This is a genomic window from Roseomonas gilardii, assembly GCF_001941945.1.
In the GTDB taxonomy this organism is placed as follows: domain Bacteria; phylum Pseudomonadota; class Alphaproteobacteria; order Acetobacterales; family Acetobacteraceae; genus Roseomonas.
This window is the reverse complement of sequence record NZ_CP015584.1, coordinates 286,195-310,163: the sequence shown is the minus strand read 5'-3', so window position 1 is coordinate 310,163 and position 23,969 is coordinate 286,195. Positions and strand designations below refer to the sequence as shown.

Below are 23,969 nucleotides of genomic sequence, written 5' to 3'. Positions count from 1 at the left end.
GCTTCCGGCAGTGGGTCAGGCGCTCGCGGTGGCGCGACGCCTCCGTCGCGTGCTGCGCCGGGACGGTGACGATTCGCTTCAGGATGTGCTGGGCGCGGCCAATGCCACCCTTCTCGCGGGCTTTGCCACCGGCCTGCATCGCGACCTCGCCGCGGTGCAGGCAGCATTCGACCTACCCTAGACCTCCAGCCCTGCCGAAGGACAGATCAACCGCCTCAAGATGATCAAGCGCACCATGTATGGCCGGGCGGGCTTCGCTCTCCTCCGCGCCCGTGTTCTCGCCGCTTGATGCCCAAACATCAGCACGGGAAATGCGGAAGATTCAGTATTCAGGCGGCGCCTACAGGCATAGGCGTCGTCGACATAGACATCCGTCCATCCGACCGGCGGTGCACCCGGAATGCCATCGAGGCGCAGGCTGGAGATGCGCCACCAGGAATTGCCCTCCGGGCGCCCGGCCTTGCCAGACGCTGGCCGTAACGAATCACGGCCGAACATCAGCCACCGCCGGGGTTTTCAGCAGTCCACCAAGAGTGCTATGATTGCCGGCGCCCCTCGTCAGTCCTGCTTCTTCGCCCGGGCAAAGACCCTTCTGGTGACATTGTTCCGCCACAGGTCCACCGGTCGCAGATAGCCCAGCGCGACCTCGACGGAGCAGTGCCGGGTCCGTCACATCACCTGGGCGAGGTCGGCACCCTGCTCGCCGGCGTCGCTGGGGAGGCAGGCGGGGCAGGGGCATCCGAGGGCGGCGGGGCGTCCATGGGGCGCGAGGCTAGCTGGCCCTCGCGCGAAGCTGTTGTGCCTCGAAAGTGACTTTGCCAGACGGAATGTCGAAAGATTGCCGCTCCTGGGCCATCATATCCAGCCTGCCGAGATCCACTTTAGCGGAAGAAGCAGCCATCCGTTGGCAAAGCGCGGAACCAAGCAGTACTGCGCGATATAGGCCTCTTCATCCCCTGTCGCGGTGGGTCTTGGCGAAGGCGTTGGAAGGACGCGTCAGACCCAGATTCTCCCGCAGCGTGCGGCCTTCATACTCCGTACGGAAGATGCCACGGCGCTGCAGTTCAGGAATCACCAGTTCCACGAACTCCTCCAGCGGCTGCGGGTAGTAGTTGCAGATCACGTTGAATCCATCCGCTGCCCCGGTTTCCAGCCATTCCTGCATCTGATCGGCCATGTACTCCGGCGTGCCGACCAGCATGCGGTGCCCCTGGGCTGCGGAAACGCTGCGCGCCACCTCACGCAGAGTCATCTTCTCCCGTCGCGCCATGGTCATGATCAGATCGCGCCGCGCCTTGGCCGCATTGGTCTCGGGCAGCTCCGGCATGGGACCATCCATCGGATACTGCTCGATATCCATGCCGCGCGTGAAGCGGTCCAGGGACGAGAGGGCGACATCGTCCGGCAACAGGTCCTGCAGCCTCTGGAACTTCGCCTGCGCCTCCTCCATCGTGCGGCCGACGATCGGCGAGAAGCCGGGCATGATCTTCATCTCGTCCGGGTGCCGACCGTACTTCGCCATGCGCCCCTTCACATCAGTGTAGAAGGCGCGGGCATCCTCGATTTCGGTCTGTGCCGTGAAGACGATGTCAGCGGTACGTGCCGCGAGTTCGCGCCCCGGCTCCGAGGAGCCGGCCTGTGCCACCACCGGACGGCCCTGCGGCGTGCGGGAAACGTTCAGCGGCCCCCGCACGGAGAAATGCTTTCCCCGGTGATGGAGGAAATGCATCTTCGCCGGGTCGAAATATCGGCCGCTTTCCTTGTCGTGCAGGAAGGCATCGTCCTCCCAACTGTCCCAGAGGCCGGCGACCACGTCATAGAACTCCGTGGCGCGCTCGTAACGCTGCGCATGTGCCATGTGCGGATCGGCGGTGAAGTTACCCGCCTCGTCCTCGATCTGCGAGGTAACGAGGTTCCAGCCGGCACGGCCTTTGCTGATATGGTCGATGGTCGCGAAGCGCCGGGCGATGTTGTAGGGCTCGTTGTAGGTCGTGGTCGCCGTGGCGATCAGCCCGATATGCGTGGTGCCGACGGCCAAGGCAGCCAGCGTCGCGGTCGGCTCCAGCTTCACGATCCGGCAGAGCTTGGTGCGTGTCGGATTTCCCTCCGCCAGCTTGTCGCTGCCACCGACCGCGACCGTGTCCTGGAAGAAGATCGTGTCGAACTTCCCGTGCTCCGCCAGTTGGGCCAGGCGCATGTACCAGTCGAAATCCATATCCGTCTCAGTGACGGCGTCCGGATGCCGCCAGGCGGCGAGGTGGTTCCCAGGCACGCTGAGAAAGGCACCGAGCTTCAGTTGCTTCCTGCTCATGGCGAGTGCTGCACCCTGTCCGTGGTTGCGCCGACCGAGATCGGGATCTGTCAGGCCGGGCCTGCCGGTGGCCGCGCCGCATATCGGCTCGGCGGTGCGGGGATCCCCAGCTTCTCCCGCAGCGTGGGGCCCTCATAGGCCGTGCGGAACAGGCCGCGCCGCTGCAGCTCCGGCACCACCAGCGAGACGAAGTCCTCCAGCGGGCGCGGATAATACGGAAAGAGCAGGGTGAAGCCGTCGCAGGCCCCATTCTCGAACCATTCCTGCATCACATCGGCAATCCGCGCTGGCGAGCCCACCACCATGTTGTGACCGAGCGAGGTGGCCATGTAGCGGATGACCTGCCGGATGCTCAGGCCTTCCCGCCTCGCCTTGTCCACGATATGCGCCTGCCGCGCCCGGGCGGCATTGCTGGGAGGAAGGTCCGGCAAGGGCCCGTCGAGCGGATGGTCGCGAATGTCGAGGTCGCCGCAGAGCCGCGCCAGGAGGGGCAGGGCGGCGGCATCGTCCATCAGCCCGGTCAGGCTGTCATAACGTGCCTCGGCCTCGGCATCGCTCTCGCCAGGGATGACGAGCAGGCCCGGCATGATCCGCACATGGTCCGGGTCACGGCCATGGGCGGCCGCCTGCGCGCGGATGCCGCGGTAGAAAGCCTGCCCCTCGGGCAGGACGCTCTGCGCGGTGAAGATCAGATCGGCGATGCGGGAGGCGAGGCGCATGCCGGCCTCCGAGGAGCCGGCCTGAGCGATCACCGGCCTCCCCTGCGGACAGCGCGGCAGGTTCAGCGGGCCACGAACCCTGAAATGCTCCCCCCGGTGATCGAGGATATGGGCCTTGTTTGGGTCCAGGAAGACACCGCTGGTCTTGTCGCGCGGAAAGGCGCCCTCGTCGAAACTGTCCCAGAGCCCGGCGGTGACATCGAAGAACTCCTCGGCGCGGCGGTAGCGTTCGGCATGATCCGGATGGCGTTCGAAGCCGAAGTTCAGCGCCTCGTCCTCGATCTGCGAGGTCACGAGGTTCCATCCGGCACGCCCGCCGCTCAGATGGTCCACCGTGCCGAAGCGCCGTGCGATGGTATAGGGATCGCCATAGGTGGTGGTGGCCGTCGCCACCAGCCCGATCTGCTCCGTGACCGGCGCCAGGGCGGCGATCAGCGTGGCGGGCTCCGGAAAGACCTGCCGCCCGGATGCGGGACGCCAGGGGGAGCCGCCATGCAACGCGGCGCTGCCGTTCACCGCTGCGGTGTCCTGGAAGAAGAGGCAGTCGAGCAGGCCCCGCTCGGCGGTCTGTGCCATGCGGACATAATGGGCGAAGGACATGTCCGTCTCCGGCACGGCCTCCGGGTGGCGCCAGCCCGCGGCATGGCTGCCAGGTGTGAAGAAGAAGGCCCCCAGATGCATCCGGCGGCGGGAGACGAAGGGGCTCATGGGGTGTCCTGACGGGGCGTGTCCTGACGGCTGGGCCAGGATGTCTCCCCCAGATCCCAGAAGACCCCGGCGGCGATCTCCAGCCCTTCCCGCACCAGGGGCAGCAGCGCGTGCTCGTTCGGGGCGTGCTGCGAGCAGCCGCTATAGGAATGCGGGATGTAGATGGTGGGCAGGCCCAGCGTGACGGCGAAGCTGTCATTCGGCAGGGAACCGCCGGCATTGGGCACGATCATGGGGGCCCGCCCCGTGGAGCGGCGGATGGATTCCGCGACCAGCCTCGGCCATGGGCCGTCCGGGTCCATGCGCGTGGCACGCCATTCGGCGCCGCTCTTCACGGCGTGGATGGTGACGTCGGAAAAACCCTTCGCGTCGAGGTGACGGCGGATGGCGGGCAGGAAAGTCTCGACCTCGCGATCCACCGTGTAGCGGATCTGGCAGGCCGCGAAGGCCTCGGGCGGCACGGCATTCACGGGGACCTCCGGATTGCCTGTCCGGAAGGCCAGGACCTCGAAGGTGTTCCAGCCGAAGACCTTCTCGGCGGCGGACAGGCCGGGCTCGCCCCACCAGGGATCGATCGCCGGCCCATCCGCGCCGCCATCGACGCGGCATTCGGCCAGGGCGCGGCGGATGTTGTCGGGAATGCGTTCCGGCACGAGGTCGCGCAGCAGCACCTGCCCTTCCGGCCCGACCAGGCTGGCGATGGCATGGGCCAGCCGTATGCCGGGATTGGCGAGCAATCCGCCCCAGTTGCCGGAATGATGCCCGCCCTCGCGATAGGTCACGCGAAGATCGAAGTTGATGGCGCCCCGTGTGCCGAGGGTGAGGGTCGGCACCTCGGGCACGAGGCGCGGCCCATCCGAGGCGATCAGTACGTCGGCGGCCAGAAGCTCGCGCCGTTCCCGGCAGATCTCCTCGATGCCCGGGGAACCCACCTCCTCGCTGGTCTCCAGCAGCAGCGTGACATTGTAGCCGAGGCGTCCGCCCCGGACTTGCCGCACCGCCTCCATCGCCATCAGGTTGGCGGTGTGCTGGCCCTTGTTGTCCACCACGCCTCGGCCATAGAGGCGCTCGCCACGCCGGGTCAGCACCCAGGGGGAAAGGCCCTCTTCCCAGCGCCCTTCCATGCCCAGGACGGTGTCGCCATGGCCATAGGTCAGCAGCGTCGGCAGGGACGAGTCCTCGATGCGTCTGGCAATCAGGAAGGGTCCGCCCTGGCCGGTCGGATTGGCGAAGATGCTTCCCTCGAAGCCCTGCGCCTGAAGGTCGGGCAGCATCTCCCCCGCCAGATAGGCATGCAGATGCGGACCACTCTCCGGGTCCTGGCTGGCCGTGCGGAGCGCCACGCGGCGGGCCAGCGTGTCGAGATAGCGGCCGTCCTCCAGCAGGTCGCGGGCCGCGGCGAGGGCGTCCTCGCGGCTCACGGCGTGTCCCCCTCCCGGTCGCGCTCCAGGATTAGGGCGCCGCAGGCATCCATCCGCCCCTGCCAGCCCGGCGGCACCAGCGTGGTGGCGTCGAGCTGGGTGACGATGGCCGGCCCGGCGAAGCGGTCCCCGGCGCCCAGGGCCGAGCGATCGTAAAGCGCAGCCTCCCTCGTGCCGCCGGCGAAATGCACGTTGTGCCGGCCATAGGATTCCGCTCCCCGGCCCGGCGGTAGCGGCGCCGTGATGCCGCCTCCCAGCCGTCCCGCCGCCTCGACGCGAAGAGTCACCAGCTCGACCACGGCCCCGGGAAGGTCGAAGCCGTAGAGGGCGCGGTGCCGCCCGGCGAAACCCTCGGCGGCGGCCTCCCGTCCGCTGGGCCAGGGCACGGCAAGTTCGCCCCCCTGGCCGGCATAGCGCATCAGTGCCACGCGGCTGGTTTCCCGCCGCTCCGGCGGCACCTCCTCCTCGTCAAACCAGGCGGCCGACTGGGCCTCCAGCGCTGCGAAGCCTTCCTCCACCGAGGCCACATCCTCGCCGCCGCGCAGGCTGCGGCTGAACTCCGCGCGCAGATCGGCAGCGAGCAGGCCCTGGGCGCAGAGCACGCCGGGTGAGGGCGGCACCAGCACGGTGCGGATACCCAGGAGATCGGCGAGCGCACAGCCATGCAATGGCCCGGCGCCGCCGAAGGGGACCAGAGTGAAGTCGCGCGGATCATGCCCGCGTTCCACGGAGACCACGCGCACCGCACCGACCATGTTGGAATCCGCGATGGCGAGGATGCCGCGCGCCGCCGCGTGCAGGTCGATGCCCAGTGGCTCCGCGACATGCCGCTGCACCGCCGCCGTCGCCGCCGCCACGTCGAGGCGCATGCGGCCACCCAGCAGGCTCGGCGGCAGATGGCCCAGCACGACATGCGCATCCGTGACCGTGGCCAGGCCGCCCCCTCGTCCGTAGCAGGCCGGGCCGGGTTGCGCGCCGGCACTCTCCGGCCCCACGGCGAGGGCACCTTCGGCCACGCGTGCCAGGGAGCCTCCTCCGGCACCGATGGTGACCATGTCCACCATCGGCAGAGGCAGCGGCCATTCGCCGACCTTGCCGTTCTGGGTCAGTCCGACGGTGCCATCCTTCATCAGGCAGATATCCGCGCTGGTGCCGCCGATATCGACGGTGATGATGTCCGGAAGACCCGCGGCGGCGGCCACCGCCTGTGCCCCGACCACCCCCGCGGCCGGACCGGACAGCGCGGTCACTGCCGGGGCGCGGCGGATCGAGGCTGCGCCCGCGACCCCGCCATTGCTCTTCATCAGCAGCAGCGGCGCGGCGATTCCCTCCTCCGCCAGACGTTCCTCCAGCCTGCGGACATAGGTGGAGATGGCGGGCATGACCTGGGCGTTCAGGATAGTGGCCAGCGAGCGTTCATACTCCCGCACCACCGGCAGCACGTCGGAGGAGGCGGTGACGGCCACGCCGGGCAGCGCCCCGCGCAGGATCTCCACCACGCGGCGTTCATGCTCCGGCTTGGTGAAGGCGTGCAGCAGGCAGACCGCCACCGCGTTGACGCCAGCCGCCCGGCAGGCCTCGGCCGCGCGCCGGACCGAGTCCTCGTCCAGGGGAAGCAGCACCGCGCCATCCGCCGCGATGCGCGCCGACACCTCGAAGACGCGGGATGGCGGTACGGGGCGGCGCGGCTTCACCCAGGCATGGAGGTTGACGGGGCGCGGGATGTCCTGCCGGCCGATATCCAGGACGTGGCGGAACCCCCTGGTGGTGACGAGCGCGGTGCTCGCCCCCTTGCCCTCCAGGATGAGGTTGGTGGCAACCGTGGTGCCATGCAGCACGCGGCCGACCGCGGCAGCATCGCCCCCGGCCAGTTCCAGTGCCAGGCGGACGCCGCCGAGGAAGGCCTCCGATGGATCATGGGGTGTGGAGGGTGTCTTGGCGGTCCAGGCGCGCCCGGTCGCGCCGTCCTGGATGGTGATGTCAGTGAAGGTGCCCCCAATGTCCACCGCGACGGAAAGGGAACGCGGCGAGGCGTCAGTCGAGGACATTTGCATAGCTCCCCCGGTGGAAGGCGGCGCCAGCAGGCCGTTGCGCGCGGCGCTCGGCGGTGGCGAGCAGGTCGGGCACGCCATCCCGCACCATGACCCCATAGTCGCGCTCCGCGGCGGCCTCGCTCACCATGCCGCCCAGCACGTCGGCCAGGACCAGTTCGGGCGGCCGGTCGAAGGGATGGCCGCGCCCGCCGCCCCCGCCCGTCTCGATGCGCAGGACCTCCCCTTTCACGACGCGGTTGCCATCGGAGAGCGGGCGCAGGACCCGCTCCCGCGGCGTGCCGGGATTAACCACGACGCGGCCGGGCCCGCCGGACATGCCGCCCTCGGCACCCCAGGGAGGGTTCTCCACCCCGTCGATGCGGATGGCCAGCATCGCCTCCTCGGCCAGGATCTCGTATTCGCGGACGATGCCGCAGCCGCCGCGCCACCGCCCCGGCCCGCCGCTGTCGCGGTTCAGACCGTACTCGCGCAGACGCACCGGGTACTCGCCCTCCAGGAACTCGACCGGATAATTCTCCTGCGCCACGAAATAGACCGCGTCATTGCCATCGGCGAAGCTGCGTGCGCCATAGCCGACACCGATCCCATCGCTCATCAGGAAGTGCTTCCCCCCCGCCATCCCGCGCAGCAGCATCACCACATAGGCGGCATGGGCGGCGGGAGCATTGCCCCCGGCCACGGCGATCAGCCCGTTCATCGCCGCCAGCATGCGCATCATGGTCAGGCCCCGCATGCCGAGCGCCGCCGGGAAGCGCGGCTGCAGCAGCGAACCATCGCGCAGCCGGACCTCGTCCAGCGCGCGGGGCGCCCCGGCATTCATCACCTGGTTCGGATCGCCCCCCAGGAAATAGAGTCCCAGCGCCATGCCCGGCACATCCGGGTTCATCAGGAAGTTCACCGGGCCGGGCGACTGGTCGTCCGTCTCCGTGGCATCGAGGATGAAGCGGTCCTCCTCCGTCCGCGTCAGGGCGAAGCGCAGCCGCAGCGTGCCGGAACCGTGCCCATCGCCGTCGATGCGGTCGGTAAAGCGGTGGGTGCCGACCGGAAAGGTCTCGCGCAGCTTCGCGCGCACCAGTTCCCGCGTCCGGTCGAGGAGCTGGGCCAGCGCATCGGCCAGCACATCGGCGCCGAAGCGGCCGGCGATCTCGCGCATCCGCGCCACGCCCAGATTCACCGCCGCCATCATGGCCCGCGTGTCGCCCCGTGCGCTGTCCGGATAGCGGGAATTCCGGAAGAAGATGTTCAACGCCGCGGCATTGGTCTCGCCCGCCGCGATCAGCTTCGTCGGCGGCACGATGATGCCTTCCTGGAAGATGTCGGTCGCATCGGGGCTGATCGATCCGGGGCGCATGCCGCCGATATCGGCGAAATGCGCCCAGCCCATGACGAAGGCCACGCGGCGCCCGTCCAGGAAGACGGGCGCCAGGAAGACCTGGTCATTGGAATGGCTGACCGCGCCGCGTGAGCCATAGCAGTCGCTGTACCAGTAGAGATCGCCGTCCCGCATCGTGTCCGGCGCGAAGTCCCGGAAGACCGGGCTCGTGATGTCGCCGAAGATCGGGTTGTTGGAACAGACCGCCATCACGCCCTCGGCATCGAAGAGGGCGGTGTAGAAATCCTTCTTCTCCCGGATGAAGGCTGACATCGCGGTGCGCTCGATCAGCGCCTCCATCTCCGCCTGCGCCGCGCGGATCGCGCCCCGCACGATCTCCAGCGTGACCGGATCGCAGAGTCTGGATGGGGTGTCGCTCATGGCTGGGTCTCCATCGGGCAGATGCCGGTCGTGGTCCCGCGCGGCGGATGCCCGGCCGGAACGGTTGGGGTGCCGGGCCGAATCACGCCGCCGCGTCCCGCCAGCCCAGGCGCGCCGAGACATCGCCCGCCGCGTCCAGGACGATCCGGACATAGAGACGTTCCAGGTCCTCGTTCAGGCGCGACTGCGGCCCAGCGACCGAGATGGCGGCGATGACCTTGCCGGCATGGTCCCGGACCGGCGCGGCGACCGAGAAGGCGCCGGCATCCTGGTCCCCATGGCTCACATTGTAGCCCTGGGCGCGGATGCGGCCGAGGCGCTCGCGAAGCCGCTGCGGGTCGGTGATGGTCTCCGGCGTGAAGCGGTCGAGCGGCGCGGCGGCCACGGCATCCTGGATCTCCGCCGGCGCATGGGCGAGGAGGAGCTTCGGAGCGCCACCCACATGCAACGGCCCCTGGCGGCCGAGCTCGGCATACAGGCGGATCGGCTGGGGCGACTGCCGGATGCCCACGCAGACGGACTGCTGCCCTTCGCGCACGAACAGCGAAACATTCTCCCGCGTCCGGGCCACGAGATCGTCCAGCACGGGATTCGCGACCCGCAGCAGAGGCATCTGGTGCTGCATCTTCTCGCTCAGCAGCAGCGGCTTGTGACCCAGCGTATAGCCGCGCGTCTCGCTGTCCTTGTGCAGGTAGCCGCGGCCCTCCAGCGTCGTCGCCATGCGGAACACCATCGTCTTCGTGTCCCCGCTCAGCCGCGCGAGATCGCTGATGCCGATGCCAGGATGCTCCGCCACCAGTTCCAGCAGCGCCAGCGCGCGGTCCACGGCCGCGATCGTGTAGTCCATGACGGTGCCCTCCCGATCCACCTCGTTGTCACGCCGCATGCAGATGGCACGCGGCGCGGTGGCCCGGCGCGATCTCGGTGAGGGGAGGTTCCTCGGCGGCGCAGCGCGCGAAGGCGTGTGGGCAGCGATGGCGCAACCGGCATCCGCCGCCGGGCTCCACCGCATCGCCGAGCGTGCCATGCAGCGGCAGGGCATCCCGCGGCTGCGCCACCTGCGGCCGCGGCACCGCGCGGATCAGCGCGGTGGTATAGGGATGCGCCGGGCTGGCGATCACCCGTGCCGTCGGTCCATCCTCCACCACCTTGCCGAGATACATCACCAGGGTCCGCTCGCAGACATACCGCACCAGGGTGAGATCGTGCGAGATGGCAAGGGTGGTGAGGCCCAGCCGGTCCCGCAGCTCGCGCAGCAGGTTGAGAATTCCGGCACGCACCGAGACGTCGAGCATCGAGACCGGTTCATCCGCCACCAGGAAACGCGGATGGAGCACCAGTGCGCGCGCCAGCACGACGCGCTGGAGCTGTCCGCCCGAAAGCTGGTGCGGCATGCGGTCGAGCAGGCGCGCGGGGTCTCCCAGATGCACGGTGCGCAGGCTCTCGGCCACGCGCGCGGCATGCTCGGCCTTCGGCACGCCGGTGTTCAGCAGGGGCTCCGCGATGGTGCGGCCGATGCTGAAGCGCGGGTTCAGCGCATCGAAGGGGTTCTGGAAGACAAGCTGGGCCCGCTGGCGGAACAGCCGCATGCCCCGGCGATCGAGGCGGGCGAGGTCCTGACCCTCGAAGGCAAGCTGCCCGGCGCTCGGTTCCGTCAGCTTCAGCAGCAGGCGGCCGATCGTCGTCTTGCCGCTCCCCGACTCACCGACCAGGCCGACACTCTCGCCGGGGCGCAGGGTCAGGTCCACGCCATCCACCGCACGCAGCATGGGCCTCTGGCCCCGCAGCGCCTGCCGCAGGCTGCGCGAGGTGGGATAATGCTTCGACAGTCCCCAGGCCTCGACGATCGGCTTTCGATGGACGGAGGAATCCGCGAGCGGCGAGGCATTCATGCACGTGGCTCCGCGACACCCTGCCAGGTCGTTGCCACCCGCGCCAGTTGGCGCAGCGCGGATGCCTGTTCCACGCGATGGCAGGCTGCCCAATGGAGGCCGGAGGGTGCGTCATCCAGGGTGACGGGTTCGGGGCTGGTCGTCTTGCAGACCGGCATCGCGAAGGGACAGCGCGGGGCGAAGCGGCAACCCGGTGGCGGGCTGGAGAGCGGTGGTGGCGCACCTTCGATGGAGGCGAGGACGGCTTCCTCGCTCTCCAGGTCCGGAAAGGCGTTCATGAGTCCCATCGTGTAGGGATGCGCCGGTCGTTCCAGGACCGTCCCGGTGGGGCCATGCTCCACCACGCGCCCGGCATACATCACCGCGACCTGCTCGCAGAGATAGGCGACCACGCTGATATCGTGGGTCACGATGATGGCGGAAAGCCCCAGCTCCGTGCTCAGCGAACGGAAGGTGTCGAGGACCTGGCGCTGCACGATCACGTCCAGCGCGGTGACCGGCTCGTCGGCGATCACCAGCTTCGGCCTCAGCGCCAGCGCCAGGGCGATGGCGGCGCGTTGGCGCATGCCACCGCTGAACTGGTGCGGATAGTCTGCGAGGCGCTGCGGATGCAGGCCGACCGCCCGGAACATCTCGGCCGCCCGTGCATCGGCTTCGGCACGGGAAAGCCCGCCGCGGTCGCACAGCACCTCCCGCATCTGGTCGCGCAGGCGGTAGACCGGGTCCAGGGCGCTCATCGCGGTCTGTGGCACGAAGGCGATCTCCCGCCACAGGCGGGCGCGCCGCTCCGTCGCCGGCAGGGCCACGAGGTCCGTGCCGTCCAGCAGGATCTCCCCGCGGGTTACCGCCGCCCCGGCCGGCATCACCCCCATCAGGGCGCGGGCCAGGGTGGTCTTGCCACAGCCGGACTCGCCGACGAGGCCCAGCATAGCCCCCTGCGCCACCGAGAGGCTGGCGCCATCCACCGCATGTACGGCGCCGCCACCATAGGCGACCGCCAGGTCGCGGACCGCCAGAAGCTCGCCCATCACTCGTCCCTCAGCTTGGGAAAGAGCAGTTCCTCGTAGCCCCGGCTGAGAAGGAACCCCGCCAGGACGACCAGGACGATGCAGAGCCCCGCCGGCAGGAACCAGGCATACTGCCCCCGGTCCAGCGCCTGCGAGGCATAGGCGTCCTGCAGCATCGTGCCCCAGGAGATCGTCTCGCTGCCGCCGAAGCCGAGAAAGGAGACGCTGGCCTGCACCATGATCGCCCAGCCGACGGCGAAGGCCCCGTAGAGGGCGGAGAAGGGCAAGACGCCCGGGGCGACATGGACAAAGAGGATCCGCCATTCGCTGGCACCGGTGACGCGGGCGGCCTCGACGAATTGCCTCTGGGACAGGGTCAGGACCTGGCTGCGGATCACCCGGGCCGCGTTCGGCCAGAGCAGCAGCACCACGGCCAGGACGATGTTGCGCAGTTCCGGACCCAGCAGGGCGGTGACGACGATCACGAAGGGCAGAAAGGGCAGGCCCAGGATCAGATCCACCAGCCGCATCAGGACCTGATCGATCCAGCCGCCGAAATACCCGGCCAGCAGCCCGACGGCCGTGCCGATGGTGGCCACCGCGACGGCGGCCGAGAGCCCGACGATCAGGGAGGGCCGGGTGGCCATCACGAGCTGCGAGAAGATGTCCCGCCCGAGATTGGTGGTGCCGAGCCAGTGCTCCGCGCCGGGCGGCAGGGCGGCGGCCAGGTTGCCGTCCGGGGCGAAGAGGATCTCCATCGGATCGTAGGGGGCGAGCCAGTCCGCACCGAGCCCGACCGCCACGAAGACGAGGTAGATGGCCAGGCCGGCCAGCGCATAGGGATCGCGCCGCAACTGCCGGAAGGCACGCCAGGCGCCGGTGCGCGGGGTGTCCGGTGCCAGGGCAGGCAGTGCCGCCACGCCCGCCTCAGCCCCGGCCATGGGACACCCGGGGGTCGAGCAGACCATAAAGGAGATCGGCCAGGAAGTTCATCAGCACCAGCACCAGCGCGATCAGCAGGAAGGCGCATTGCGCCAGGGGATAGTCGCTGGCCGCGATCGCGTCGGCCAGCAGGCGGCCGAGGCCGGGCCAGGAGAAGACGTTCTCCACCACCACGTTGCCGCCGACGGACTGGCCGAAGCCGAGGGCGAAGGCGGTGACCAGCGGCAGCAACGCGTTGCGCGCGGCATGGCGCATCATGATCGAGCGTTCGGAGAGGCCCTTCATGCGCGCCATGGTGACGAACTCCTCGCGCATCACCTCCAGCATCGAGGAGCGCATCAGCAGCGCCGGCAGCCCTTGCAGGTAGATGGCCAGCGTCAGGGCCGGAAGAGCGAGATGGCGGAGATAGTCGAGCGAGAGGACACGCGACCACTCCGAGCCGTACTGCGCCCCGGCCGTGTTGGCGCCGCCCGACGGGAACCAGCCAAGGCCGAAGGCGAAGACCGCCAGCATCACCATGCCGACCCAGAACTCCGGAGCCGCCCGGGTCGCCAGCACCACCGGCACCGCGACCGCCTCGAAGGCCCCGCCACGCCGCCAAGCCATCAGGGCCCCCAGCACCGTGCCGATCAGATAGGCGACCAGCAGCGCGCTGACCGTCAGCAGCAGGGTGTTCGGCAGGACGTCGAGGACAAGGCCCAGAACCGGCTGACGCTGGCGAAAGGAGAGCCCGAACTCGCCGCGCAGGAGATTGCCCAGATAGACGAGGTATTGCTCCGGCAGCGGCCTATCCAGCCCGAACTGCGCCCGGATCTCGCGCTGCTGGTCCTCAGTGAAGGTGGGATCGATGAAGGCCGTGCTCGGATCGCCCGGCATCAGGCGGAACATCAGGAAGACGACCGTGGCGATCGCCCAGAGCACGAAGACCATGTGCAGCAGGCGCCGGATCAGGTAGGGCACGACGCTCAGCCTTCCGTCTGCGTTTCCTTCACTCCGGCGGGGTAATGCAGCTTGCCAGCGGCGATCACATAGCCCGCCTCCTCCAGCAGCTTCTTCGCTTCGGCCATGTTCGGCTTCAGATCATCGATGCCGGGCTTCGCCCAGAACTGCAGGGCCGGCGAGACAAAGGAATTGGCAGGGGCCGCGAAGCCGTTCCAGGCAGCCGCCACCATGAGCTGGCGGTTGATGGCGAGGGAAAGGGCGCGTCGGAAACGCACGTCGTCGAAGGGCGGGCGGCGCGCGTTCGGCGCCACGAAGCGGAAACCCATATCCGTGGTAGCGACGACCTGGATGCTGGGATTGTTCCTGGCGAGATCGGCCAGCAGCTTCGGATCGCCCCGGTAGTCGGTCAGGAAGTTGATCTCGCCGCGCGGCAGCATGCCGAGGGCGGCACCGGTATTGGTGATCACCCGCAGGATCCAGCGATCCATCCGGGGCTTTTCCCAATGCGCCGGATTGGCCTCCAGCACGATCTCCTCGTTCAGCTTGAAGCGGGCCACCTTGAAGGGGCCGGAGCCGATCGGGCGCTCCTCCTGCACCGTCTCGGCATTCTGTGGCTTGTTCGCCAGATCGGCCAGGATCGGGCTCCAGACATGCTTGGGCGTCAGGTTGATCTTGGCCAGGGTCGAAGTCATGAAGGCCGCGCTCGGCGTCTTCAGCACGAAGCGGACGGTATGCTCGTCCACCGCCTTCACCGAGGCGATGTTCTCCACGAAGGGCTTGTACATCGGCGACTTGTCGCTGGTCGCCGGCGCCTCGAAGGAGAAGACCACATCCTCCACGGTGACGGGCTTCCCGTCATGCCAGGTCTGGCCCTGGCGCAGCACCACGTCGATGGTGGCGGGATCGACCTGCGTCACCGTCTCCGCCGCCCAGGGCTGCGGCAGGCCGTCGGGGCCGACCCGCATCAGCCGGTCCCAGATCAGTTCGGTCACCCAGCTGTCGATGGCACCGCTGATATAGAGCGGGTTCAGAGCGATCAGCGATTCGGCGGCGTTGCAGACCATGTCCTTCTTCGCCCCGGCCGGTTCCGCGCGCAGGAAGGTCCAGAAGTTGCGGATGCCGATGCCGCTCTGCTCGACGATGCTCTCCGCCTTCCAGACGGACTTGTCATAGGCAAGGACATTCTTGGGATAGACCAGGAACAGATAGGGCTGGTCCCGATTGATCATGTCCTGCGCTTGGTACAGCAGCTCACGGCGTTTTTCCGGATCCGGCTGCGCCCGCTGCGCCTCAGCGAGCTTCTGGAAATCCGGGTTGTTGTAGGCCACGAAGTTGTACCCGGTGGCGATGGTGGCCGGGTTGTACAAGTTGAAGGTGAACTCGTCGGGATCGCTCCGCTCTGGCCGACCGACCATGCGCCACATCGTGGTGTCCCACTTCGTCCGGTTGTTCCAGACGACATCCGAGAGTTGCGGCCGCGGCAGGCCCTTGACCTCGACATCGAGGCCAAGCTGCCGCCATGCGGCGGCGATCAGCTGTGCTGCCTGGAATTCCTGCGGGTCGCTGGCCTGCGCAGCGCAGAGCAGGGTGATCTTGCGGATCTTGTCCCCCGGCGTGGCGGCGAGGGCGCTGCCCATCGCGAGGATGGGCAACAGGAAAAGGCTGGAACTGGCGAGCAGGGCGCGGCGCGAGAGCTTCGGGGCGGTCACGGCGGCATTCTCCAGGGCTTGTCCGGCACTGGAGGCTAAACCGGCGTTTCAGGAATCGGGAGAAAACTTGAGAGGCATTCGAGCATAATGCGCCCCTCGGGAAGAAGAATGCGGCTGTGTTGGCCTGGATGATCAATCCGAAATCATCAATCGAGCATGAATGAGGCTTGCGCGTGTCCGTGGAGGTCCAGGAACGGCTTCCAGAAACATATCGAACAGGCAATGGAACATCGGTTCATCTGTCACAACACCTGCTGGCGGGAAGACCGGCCATGTCCGCGATCGATGTGGACCGTCGTTTCCATGACCTCATCGGCCAGCATCCGCCCCTCGGCTGGCGCCCTGACATCACAGCCAGGGGCACGGCCTGTGATCCGGCCAGGCGGCCGCCGATGCGGTCCCGGGACCTGCCCTAGGTCCGCAGCGAGAGCAGAAGCAGCCCGGCAGCCACCACCGCGATGAGGCGGATCAGCTTGACGACGCGGCCCGGCTCGATCCTGGGCCGTAGCGTGAAGCCGCAGCCCGCCCCGATGAGACAGGCGGCGATCAGGCTCCACAGAATGCCAGCCCCCGTGGCACTGGTGGTGGGCAGGCCGGTGACCGCGAGGGCCACACCATACCCCACGCAGGAGACCGGCTGCATGACGCGCCGCACCTCGTTGCCGGAACGCCCGGCGCGGGCCAGCGCGACGGGGGTCACCGGGCCGGGGCTGGCGGTCCAGAGGGTGAGCATGCCTGTCACGACGCCGGCTCCGGCGATGCCCTTCCAGCCCTGATCGGAGGCGGGCGCGGCGCCGCGCGCCGGCCGGCGCGGCAAGGCGGCCAGGAGCAGGACGGCGGCTGTCATCGCCTTCAGCGCGGCCTCGGGGATTGGCGGCAACAGGGCAGCCGCCGCGCAGCCCAGCAGGATCGAGCCCGATGCCAGGGCCACATCCCCCCAGCGCAACCGCACCCCGCCGAGGGCAGTGCCAAGGATGGAGACGAGGAGGTTGAGCAGCAGGAGGACCGGCACGCCGGCGCCGGTGCCGAGCCAGAGAAAGAGCGCGGCGCCGCAGACGATGCTGAGGCCGGCACCGACCGCGACCTGGATCGCGGCGCCGGCCGCCACCAGCGCGATGCAGGTCATGACGAGGAGCATAACGATCCCTGGGGGCGGTCAGTGCGTGCCGCTGGCCGCGGCGGCGCGATGGGCTGCCGAGAGCGGGTGGATCTTGACGATCGGCGAACCGGCGACGGCGGCCCCGGCGCGGGCCGCCACCTCCCGCATGGCCGCACGCGCGTCCCAGTCCAGGGGCCAGCCGTGCCAGAGCCGGAGGCGGCCCGCGACGAAGACAGCCTCGATCTGGTCGCGGTTGCCGAAGCGGGTCAGTTCCCACATCAGGTCCCGCGACGGCACGAGTTCCGGTACGGCGAGGTCCACCAGAAGGAAATCGGCCGCGAGGCCCGGCGCGACGCGGCCGGTGACAGCGCCGAGGCCGAGCGTGTCCGCCGAGGCCGCGGTGGCGTGGACCATCCAGGGCCAGCCGCCACCGCAGGAGAAGTCGCCCTGCGGGATGCCATAGGCAAGGCGCTGCGAGGCTTCCGCCGCGTCGAGCAGGCGGAAGGCATCGCTCCGGGTGGCGTCGGTGCCCAGCGCCAGCGGCACGCCCATCTCCAGCATGGCGGTGGCGGGCGCAACGGCGTTCCCCTTCCACTGCGAGGCAACGGGGCAATAGGCCACCGCGGCGCCGCTGTCGCGCAGCAGGCCGATCTCGCGCGGCGTGACCAGGGTCGCATGGGCCAGGAGCGCCGATGCGTTCAGCGCGCCGGCGGCCCGCAGATGCTCCACCGGCCGAAGCCCGCGCGCGACGAGCGAGCGCTCCACGGCGACGAGATGCTCATTGGCATGGGTCTGGAACGGCACGCCCGCCTCGGCGCAGAGGGAGGCGACCCGGTGCAGCATGGCATCGGTCGCCACCTCCGGGATGGAGATGGCGAGGGAGGGATGGACCAGGCTGTCCTGGCCCCAACGGGCAAGGTGCCGCTCCGCCCGCGCGAGAATCGGGGCCGGATCGGCCGGCTCCGGCCCCGCCGCATCGTTGCAGATCAGGCCGAGCACGGTGCGGAGCCCGGCCTCCCGGACCGCCACGGCGATGGGATCGAGATCGCCCTCGTGCCGCGTCCCGGCATCCACCACGGTCGTGAAGCCGCCGCGCAACGCCTCCAACGCCGCGAGCTTCGCGGAGAGCCACGCCATCTCCCCGCCCAGATGGGATTCCATCGGCACCCAGATGCGGCGGAAGATCTCGGAGGGCTCCCCGAAGGCGAGCGACTTGCCGATGGCCTGCGTCAGATGATGATGCGCGTCGATGAAGCCGGGCATCAGCGCATGATCCGGCAGGTCGATGGGGACGAGGTCCGCATTCGCGGCGAGGATCGCGGTGGCCGGGCCGACCGCGGCGAAGCGGCCATTCTCCACCAGGACGGCGATATCCGCCGCGAAGCCTTCCGGCAGCAGGACCTGCCCCGGCCGCAGCAGCAGGCGGGGCGCGGACAGGATCTCGGGCGAAAGGGACGGCATCGATCAGCCCAGGGTCACGCGATCGGGGCTCACGGCGCGCAGCGGCGCCTCCGCGATCGCCGCGCGGAAGACAGCGGGGTCGGCGGAAGCGCCACGGGCAGCCCCGGTCTCGGCCAGCCAGCGGCCCTCGCGCTCCATCAGGTCGAGCAGCGGCCGGTCGAGGGTGATCCTTGCATCGTAATCGGGCCAGGCCGCGCGCACGGCCTCCAGGTTCTGCGCCCGGCCCGCCAGCTTCGCGACCGCCGCCTGCGCCGCCTCGGTCTCGGTCGCCATGGCCGCCTCGGCCCTGAGCAGGGCGGAAAGGAAACGGCCTGTCACATCGACGTCCCGGGCGAAGGGCTCGGAGGCGACGAGGAGATAGGTCGGCTGGTAGGTCGTGACGGGAATCTCGGCATAGTCGGCGCCCAGCGCGCGGCGCGCCCCGGCATAGGCGTTCGGGAAGGGGGCCGCCGCATCCACATCGCCGCGCGCGAGGGCCGCGATGAGGTCGGGCGGGCCGATATTGACGATCTCGGCCCGGATGCCGGCCGCAGCCAGTTCCGTCATCAGCATGAAATGCGTGTTGGTGCCCAGCGTGACGCCGAATTTCCGACCCGCCAGCGAGGCCAGCGTGGGGGCCGCGCCGTCCCGCTTCTTCGTGACGATGCGCATGCCCTTGTAGCGGGACAGCGTGCTGACAACGCCGAACTTCTGCGCGCGCAGTGCCCCGACCACGACAGGCAACTCCGCCATCATCGCGAGATCGACCTGGCCGCCGATCAAGGCCTCGAAGGCCTCCCGCCCGGTGGGGAAGTTGGTGACGGCCGGAGCCAGGCCCGCAGCCCCGAACAGGTTACGCTCCTGCGCCAGCGCGAATTGCGGCGCCTCGGCGAAGAGGCCGCCGCCGACCCGGACGGGCCGCGCGGCCTGGGCACGCGCCAGGCCGGGGATGATCGCGGGGGCGAGGAGGAGGGAGCCGGCAAGGGCTCGGCGTGTGACGCGGGTCATCGGTCGGTCCATCGGGATAGGGGTCAGGCCGCCTCGGCCGGGGACGCGTGGCGGAGGAGACTCATGATGCGGTTGCGCTGGGCGAGATATTCGGGACCCACCTCGGCGCCGACCCGGGCGGCACGATCGCCCAGCTCGATCGTCTCGATGATCCGGCCGGGGCCGGCCGCCATGACATGGACACGATCCGCTAGCACCAGCGCCTCGTCCACGTCATGCGTGACGAAGAGCACGGTGGTGCGGTGCGCCTCCCAGACGCCGAGCAGCAACTCGTGCATCGAGGCCCGGGTCTGGGCGTCCAGCGCCCCGAAAGGCTCGTCCATCAGCAGCACCTTGGGCCGCGCCGCCAGGGTGCGCGCCAGCGCCACGCGCTGCTTCATGCCGCCCGAAAGCTGGCCGGGATAGGAATCGCCCCGTCCGGCGAGGCCGACCTCCGCCAGCGCGCCATCCGCCGTCCGGCGCCGGTCAGCGGCGGAATGGCCGAGCCGCTTGAGCGCGAATTCCACATTCCCGCGCGCGGTGAACCAGGGGAACAGCGCATATTGCTGGAAGACGACGCCGACCTCAGGGCCAGGTCCGCGGATGGGGCGGCCATCCAGCGTCACCACGCCGCCGGACAGGGGCGCGAAGCCGGCGATGGCGTTGAGCAGGGTGGACTTGCCGCAGCCGGAGGGGCCGATGAGCGCGGTGAAGGAACCCGGCCGCAGAAGCAGGTCCGTGGGGGCCAGCGCCTGTACCGGCCCGCGGCGGCCCATGAAGAGGACCTCGGCCGCGGTCGCGCGGACTTCGCCGACGGAAAGCGGGGCGGTGCTCACATGACCTCCCAGTGCACGAGGCGGCGGCTGGCGGCGACGAAGGCAGCATCCAGCGCCGCCCCGAGCACGCCAAGGAGGATCAGGTTCACGAACATCACGTCGGTCTGCATGAACTGGCGCGCCTCCTGGATGCGGAAGCCGATGCCGGAGGAGGCACCCGTCAGCTCCGCCGCGACCAGGGAGAGGAAGGCCAACGCCGCCCCCATGCGCAGGCCCGCCACGATATGCGGCGCGGCGGCGGGCACCACGACCTCGAAGAACTCCCGCAGATGGCCGGCGCCCAGAGAGCGGGAGGCGCGGATATAGGTGCCCGCGACGGAGGAGGCGCCGTGATGCGTGCTGAGCCAGACGGCGAGGAAGACGGTGTAGGCGATCACGAAGTGCTTCGATCCCTCCCCGATGCCGAACCAGACGATGGCGAGCGGCACGAGGGCGATGGCGGGGATGGGCCGCAGCAGCATCAGCATGGGCGTCACGGCATGGCCGATCAGGCGCGTGCGCGATGTCAGCAACCCCACCAGCACGCCCAGGATGGAGCCGATGGCGAAGCCGATGGCCGCGCGCCCGAGCGAAACGCGCAGGTCGCCAAGAAGGGTCCCGTCCTGCCACAGCTCGACGAAGGCACGGGCGACGGCAAGTGGGTTCGGCAGGAAGACGGGATTCACGCCCGGCAAGGCGCTGAGAACCCACCAGATGAGCACGGCGCCCGCGAGGGCGGCGGGCACGCGGCCGGCGCGGCCGAGCATCCTGATCAAGTGAGGCTCCCATTGTCTCTCAGCGGATGCCACGTCATAACTAGTCATATCTCGTCATAACAGAGGAAATCCTGTAAGAGATGGGCAAAAAGATCCCTCGGACGAACTGACCTGCATAGAAAGGCAGCCATGTGACGACAGAAGGAGCAGGCGGCGATACGGCCTACCCCCGGCCGCTCTATGACGTGATCCGGGATACGCTGCGGTCGGATATCGCCGCCGGCCGGCTGAAGACCTTCGACCAACTGCCCTCCGAGGCAGCCCTGCAGTCGCGCTTTTCCGTGTCTCGCATCACGGTCCGGCGGGCCGTCGGGGAGCTGGCGCGGGAAGGCCTGGCCTTTGCGGTGCCTGGCAAGGGCTGGTTCGTCGCGCGCCCGCGCGCGGTGCAGCCGCTCCATGCGTTGCAGGGGCTGGCCGAGGCCATGGCCGCGACGGGGAGGAGCATCCGCAACCGCGTCCTCCATGTGCGGGAGGAGCCGGCGACGGCCTATGCTGCCGAGCGGCTGCATCTGCCGGAGGGCACTCCGGTGACGGCCATCCGTCGCCTGCGGCTGCTCGATGAGGCGCCCCTCTCGGTGGAAGACACCTGGCTCCCCTCGGCTCTCGGCCAGCGGCTCGCCGACATGGATCTGGAAAGCCGCGATGTCTTCGCGATGCTGGAGGGGGATCTCGCCGTGCGGCTGGGCCGGGCCGATCTCGTCATCGGTGCCATCGCGGCGGCCCCGCCCCTCACCACCCTGCTAGAAGTGACGGAAGGAGCGCCCCTCCTGCGGATCGAGCGCCTGACACATGATGCGGGCGGCACGCCGATCGATGCGGAGCAGCTCTACTACCGAGCCGATGCGTTCCAGTATCAGGTCAGCGTGAACCGATAGGGTTGGACCGGGGACCGCAGGCGCGCGGGCGGCACCAAGGTCAAGCCAGGCCGATCTCCGGGATCGGCGTTGGCAAGTTGCTGGGCGGTAGTCGGGACGGTCGAGCCGGGTCAGCCTGACGAGATGACGTCAGACCCCGCCACCTATCCTGGATACCGCTTCCCGGCGGAGATCATCAGCCATACGGTCTGGCTTTATCACGTGTTCAGCCTGCGCCTGCATGATGTGGAACTGATCCTGGCGGAACGGGACATCGCCGTCCGAAGCCGGGCGCCACTTGGCACCTCGATAAGGTGTTTCTGCGCATCAATGGCGTGCTGCACTATCTCTGGAGGGCGGTGGCTTGCCTCGGAATCACCGGCTGGCATCCGTCGGAATACGCAGGCTGCTCGCCATCGGTATCACGGCGCTGGCTGGGTGGCTGGCCTTCACGCTGGCGGAATTTGCTCTCCGGCCCGTGGAGCGGCTGTGGGGCGGCGACACAGAAACATCTCCAGCTCGTTCTCCCCAGGGTCGGAAGCTCCCCGCTCGTGCTGCATAGAGCCGCATGTGCTCCAGCCGCGCCTTGCCGCCGACGCGCACCGGGCCTGCGCGGCCACGGCTGACGAACTCCTCCCACTGCGCTTCCGGCAGGTCGAGGATCAGTGCCTTGCCTAGGCCCGTGCTCCCGACGGGATGCCGGTCCCTGGCCATCGAGCAGATTCTCGAACGGGCGGACGCCGGGCCTGATTCAGCGAAGCGACGGGGGAGACGCTATAGAGCCGGACATCGGCCGAGATCGTCATTCCCGACCGAGATCCCACCTCAGGGCTTTCTTGGTCGCTCGGCTGGACATCCTGCTCCGGCGCCCCGACCCAGCAGAACGCTAACCGATCAGCGTCGCTTCAGGCTGATCGGTTTGTTCACAGCCGACTACTTCGGCGCCATTGCCGCTGCGCGGCCGGCCGCCGCATACAGGTTGAGGCGGGAGTACACGCCGAACCCGGAGCCATCGTCCAGGAAGCCACCGCCCGGACCTTCGGTTTCCGTCAGGATCTGGTTGGCTTGGTCCAGCGACAGATAGGGGAAGGCGACGGTAAGCAGGTATCCGGCCTCCGGCGCCACCTTGCCCACGTCCTCGATCTTGCCAGCCGTTTCCGGGTACACGACCGGCAGGCCATAAGTCTGGGTCGCGGTGTAGGCAGCGGCATTGAGGGCTGGGTCGCTGAAGCGGCCGGTATCCTCCTGAGCGCAGGCATCCACCTTCTTGCCACAGGCGGCTTCCAGCACGACCGTCAGCTCGTCGCGCGCGCTCGTGATGGCGGCCCGGTAGTCGGCAATGGTGTTGGAAGGTGGCGACACCGCCCCCTGGGGCGCAGGGTCACTCAGCAGGGGGCGATTGACGTATTTCGGGTCGTTGGCCAGCAGATGTGCCAAGTCGTAGAGGGCAAGAGTGCGGCCACCGAGCACGTCCATCGTATAGTGCGCGCCCATCAGGATGCGGTCGTTGCCGTACTCCGCCCCGCGCGCGATCATCTGCTGGTAGCGCTGCGGCACCAGCACAGCCAGCACCAGCGAGCCCATGTAGCCGTAGGTCGTGTGCCCACTGGGATAGGACGGGCTGTCCACCAGGTTCATGGTCGGCCCGCGGTTGTACACCACGTTATCGGACGGGGCGTTGAAATAGTCCGGCCCGATGATGGGCAGCACCACCGGCTCCGTCTGGAACGGACGGGAGTTGCCGAATGCGTTCGAACCCGGCGAGCCACCCGGCCGGCTATAGCTGGTGCCGAACGGGTCGGACAGACCGCCGCGGGCCTTCAGCATCTCCGCTGCCTCTGCCGACGCTGGCGTTTTGCCGTCGGTGGTGAGGTTGGCGAAGAAGTACTTGCCCGAGTTGGAATCCTGCCCGGTGGTGGCATTGGTGTAGGCAATCAGATTGGCGATGGCAGGCGAGATGCTGGTGAAGTGGTTGCGGTCGACGTAGTGTGCCCGCGCCTGGTATGCTGCGCCCAGCGTGGTGCCCAACCCCTCGGCGAGCTGCGCCAGGTTGCCGTCGGTGATGAAGGCGTCGCGCAGCGCCTGCTGCTGCTGGCTATGGAAGGGCAGCTGCGTGGTCTGGGGCAGGCTACCGGTCTGGATCGCCCCCGTCATCGCCAGGTTGGACGATAGGGCCGCACGGCCGGCATGAGTCTTCGTCATGGTGGCAACCGGCGCGAGGCCCTTTAGTGCCTCCAGGTTGACGGGCGTCTGGGCCATGCCCGGCGAGGACGCCAGTGCAAAAGCGATGGCGAGTGCAATCTTGGTCTCAGCTTGCATGGTGTGATCTCTACTCCCTGTCCCCGTTCGAGCGCGGGCATTCCTGGCTTGCGCTGCATCGTGTCGTGTCTGCCCCGAGCAGACAAGTTCGAACCCTCGGTGCAGGCGATCTGGAACTGGGTTGCCCAGACCGACCGCGTAGAGGGCTGTCGGTCGTTCGCCTCGCAGGACCGAGCCTGCATGGCTGTGTCCTCCTTCATCGAGAGCTTCTACAATGCCAA

General features: G+C 68.9%; 18 protein-coding genes and 1 pseudogene. 2 read left to right on the top strand and 17 right to left on the bottom strand.

What is annotated here, in order from left to right; all coding sequences use genetic code 11:
• Window positions 1-112: 112 nt before the first annotated feature.
• Window positions 113-289, top strand: a pseudogene (locus RGI145_RS26245) (ISL3-like element ISAzs13 family transposase); the annotation flags it as partial.
• 660 nt (window positions 290-949) lie between these two features.
• Here RGI145_RS26245 and RGI145_RS20950 read toward each other — a convergent pair.
• From RGI145_RS20950 to RGI145_RS20875, 16 genes are all read right to left on the bottom strand, one after another.
• Window positions 950-2,311 carry an LLM class flavin-dependent oxidoreductase gene (locus RGI145_RS20950; RefSeq protein WP_075800468.1) on the bottom strand — a complete coding sequence of 454 codons (1,362 nt, stop codon included), beginning with the start codon at window positions 2,309-2,311 and terminating at the stop codon, window positions 950-952.
• Window positions 2,312-2,361: 50 nt separating this feature from the next.
• The gene (locus RGI145_RS20945) at window positions 2,362-3,738 is read right to left on the bottom strand and encodes an LLM class flavin-dependent oxidoreductase (protein WP_075800467.1); all 1,377 of its coding nucleotides are present in this window, start codon (window positions 3,736-3,738) and stop codon (window positions 2,362-2,364) included.
• Window positions 3,735-5,159, bottom strand: coding sequence for a M20 family metallopeptidase (locus tag RGI145_RS20940; protein ID WP_075800466.1), 1,425 nt, complete (start codon window positions 5,157-5,159; stop codon window positions 3,735-3,737). Before RGI145_RS20940 ends, RGI145_RS20945 begins: the two co-directional genes overlap by 4 nt.
• The gene (locus RGI145_RS20935; protein ID WP_075800465.1) at window positions 5,156-7,207 is read right to left on the bottom strand and encodes a hydantoinase/oxoprolinase family protein; all 2,052 of its coding nucleotides are present in this window, start codon (window positions 7,205-7,207) and stop codon (window positions 5,156-5,158) included. Before RGI145_RS20935 ends, RGI145_RS20940 begins: the two co-directional genes overlap by 4 nt.
• Window positions 7,194-8,966, bottom strand: coding sequence for a hydantoinase B/oxoprolinase family protein (locus RGI145_RS20930; RefSeq protein WP_075800464.1), 1,773 nt, complete (start codon window positions 8,964-8,966; stop codon window positions 7,194-7,196). Before RGI145_RS20930 ends, RGI145_RS20935 begins: the two co-directional genes overlap by 14 nt.
• A gap of 82 nt (window positions 8,967-9,048) precedes the next feature.
• Window positions 9,049-9,852: an IclR family transcriptional regulator gene (locus RGI145_RS20925; RefSeq protein ID WP_083671282.1), complete on the bottom strand. Its 804-nt coding sequence runs from the start codon at window positions 9,850-9,852 to the stop codon at window positions 9,049-9,051.
• A complete protein-coding gene (locus RGI145_RS20920) occupies window positions 9,842-10,858 on the bottom strand; it encodes an ABC transporter ATP-binding protein (protein ID WP_075800463.1) in 1,017 nt (338 codons plus the stop codon). The genes RGI145_RS20925 and RGI145_RS20920 overlap by 11 nt, the downstream gene beginning before the upstream one ends.
• Complete coding sequence (locus RGI145_RS20915) at window positions 10,855-11,886, bottom strand: ABC transporter ATP-binding protein (RefSeq protein ID WP_075800462.1); 1,032 nt, start codon at window positions 11,884-11,886, stop codon at window positions 10,855-10,857. The genes RGI145_RS20920 and RGI145_RS20915 overlap by 4 nt, the downstream gene beginning before the upstream one ends.
• The gene (locus tag RGI145_RS20910; RefSeq protein ID WP_075800461.1) at window positions 11,886-12,806 is read right to left on the bottom strand and encodes an ABC transporter permease; all 921 of its coding nucleotides are present in this window, start codon (window positions 12,804-12,806) and stop codon (window positions 11,886-11,888) included. Before RGI145_RS20910 ends, RGI145_RS20915 begins: the two co-directional genes overlap by 1 nt.
• Window positions 12,793-13,767: an ABC transporter permease gene (locus RGI145_RS20905; protein WP_083671276.1), complete on the bottom strand. Its 975-nt coding sequence runs from the start codon at window positions 13,765-13,767 to the stop codon at window positions 12,793-12,795. Before RGI145_RS20905 ends, RGI145_RS20910 begins: the two co-directional genes overlap by 14 nt.
• Before the next feature lie 5 nt (window positions 13,768-13,772).
• Complete coding sequence (locus RGI145_RS20900; RefSeq protein WP_075800459.1) at window positions 13,773-15,458, bottom strand: ABC transporter substrate-binding protein; 1,686 nt, start codon at window positions 15,456-15,458, stop codon at window positions 13,773-13,775.
• Window positions 15,459-15,870: 412 nt separating this feature from the next.
• Window positions 15,871-16,596, bottom strand: coding sequence for a hypothetical protein (locus RGI145_RS20895; protein ID WP_075800458.1), 726 nt, complete (start codon window positions 16,594-16,596; stop codon window positions 15,871-15,873).
• Between the two features lie 18 nt (window positions 16,597-16,614).
• Window positions 16,615-18,018 carry an amidohydrolase family protein gene (locus RGI145_RS20890; RefSeq protein WP_075800457.1) on the bottom strand — a complete coding sequence of 468 codons (1,404 nt, stop codon included), beginning with the start codon at window positions 18,016-18,018 and terminating at the stop codon, window positions 16,615-16,617.
• Between the two features lie 3 nt (window positions 18,019-18,021).
• Window positions 18,022-19,005: an ABC transporter substrate-binding protein gene (locus tag RGI145_RS20885; protein ID WP_075800456.1), complete on the bottom strand. Its 984-nt coding sequence runs from the start codon at window positions 19,003-19,005 to the stop codon at window positions 18,022-18,024.
• 23 nt (window positions 19,006-19,028) lie between these two features.
• Window positions 19,029-19,820: an ABC transporter ATP-binding protein gene (locus RGI145_RS20880; protein ID WP_237183347.1), complete on the bottom strand. Its 792-nt coding sequence runs from the start codon at window positions 19,818-19,820 to the stop codon at window positions 19,029-19,031.
• Window positions 19,817-20,566 (bottom strand): ABC transporter permease, encoded by a 750-nt coding sequence (locus tag RGI145_RS20875; RefSeq protein WP_237183357.1) that lies wholly within the window; start codon window positions 20,564-20,566, stop codon window positions 19,817-19,819. Before RGI145_RS20875 ends, RGI145_RS20880 begins: the two co-directional genes overlap by 4 nt.
• 140 nt (window positions 20,567-20,706) lie before the next feature.
• On the opposite strand from RGI145_RS20875, the gene RGI145_RS20870 reads away from it, so the two are divergent.
• The gene (locus RGI145_RS20870) at window positions 20,707-21,450 is read left to right on the top strand and encodes a GntR family transcriptional regulator (RefSeq protein ID WP_075800454.1); all 744 of its coding nucleotides are present in this window, start codon (window positions 20,707-20,709) and stop codon (window positions 21,448-21,450) included.
• 912 nt (window positions 21,451-22,362) lie between these two features.
• Here RGI145_RS20870 and RGI145_RS20865 read toward each other — a convergent pair.
• Window positions 22,363-23,748 (bottom strand): phosphatase PAP2 family protein, encoded by a 1,386-nt coding sequence (locus tag RGI145_RS20865; protein ID WP_075800453.1) that lies wholly within the window; start codon window positions 23,746-23,748, stop codon window positions 22,363-22,365.
• Window positions 23,749-23,969 lie beyond the last annotated feature (221 nt).

Excerpts from the sequence above, each read along its gene's own strand:
- RGI145_RS20950 (WP_075800468.1), bottom strand. The coding sequence starts at position 2,311 with ATGAGCAGGAAGCAACTGAAGCTCGGTGCCTTTCTCAGCGTGCCTGGG.
- RGI145_RS20945 (WP_075800467.1), bottom strand. The coding sequence starts at position 3,738 with ATGAGCCCCTTCGTCTCCCGCCGCCGGATGCATCTGGGGGCCTTCTTC.
- RGI145_RS20935 (WP_075800465.1), bottom strand. The coding sequence starts at position 7,207 with ATGTCCTCGACTGACGCCTCGCCGCGTTCCCTTTCCGTCGCGGTGGAC.
- RGI145_RS20930 (WP_075800464.1), bottom strand. The coding sequence starts at position 8,966 with ATGAGCGACACCCCATCCAGACTCTGCGATCCGGTCACGCTGGAGATC.
- RGI145_RS20925 (WP_083671282.1), bottom strand. The coding sequence starts at position 9,852 with ATGCGGCGTGACAACGAGGTGGATCGGGAGGGCACCGTCATGGACTAC.
- RGI145_RS20920 (WP_075800463.1), bottom strand. The coding sequence starts at position 10,858 with ATGAATGCCTCGCCGCTCGCGGATTCCTCCGTCCATCGAAAGCCGATC.
- RGI145_RS20915 (WP_075800462.1), bottom strand. The coding sequence starts at position 11,886 with ATGGGCGAGCTTCTGGCGGTCCGCGACCTGGCGGTCGCCTATGGTGGC.
- RGI145_RS20910 (WP_075800461.1), bottom strand. The coding sequence starts at position 12,806 with ATGGCCGGGGCTGAGGCGGGCGTGGCGGCACTGCCTGCCCTGGCACCG.
- RGI145_RS20895 (WP_075800458.1), bottom strand. The coding sequence starts at position 16,596 with ATGCTCCTCGTCATGACCTGCATCGCGCTGGTGGCGGCCGGCGCCGCG.
- RGI145_RS20890 (WP_075800457.1), bottom strand. The coding sequence starts at position 18,018 with ATGCCGTCCCTTTCGCCCGAGATCCTGTCCGCGCCCCGCCTGCTGCTG.
- RGI145_RS20885 (WP_075800456.1), bottom strand. The coding sequence starts at position 19,005 with ATGACCCGCGTCACACGCCGAGCCCTTGCCGGCTCCCTCCTCCTCGCC.
- RGI145_RS20875 (WP_237183357.1), bottom strand. The coding sequence starts at position 20,566 with ATGCTCGGCCGCGCCGGCCGCGTGCCCGCCGCCCTCGCGGGCGCCGTG.
- RGI145_RS20865 (WP_075800453.1), bottom strand. The coding sequence starts at position 23,748 with ATGCAAGCTGAGACCAAGATTGCACTCGCCATCGCTTTTGCACTGGCG.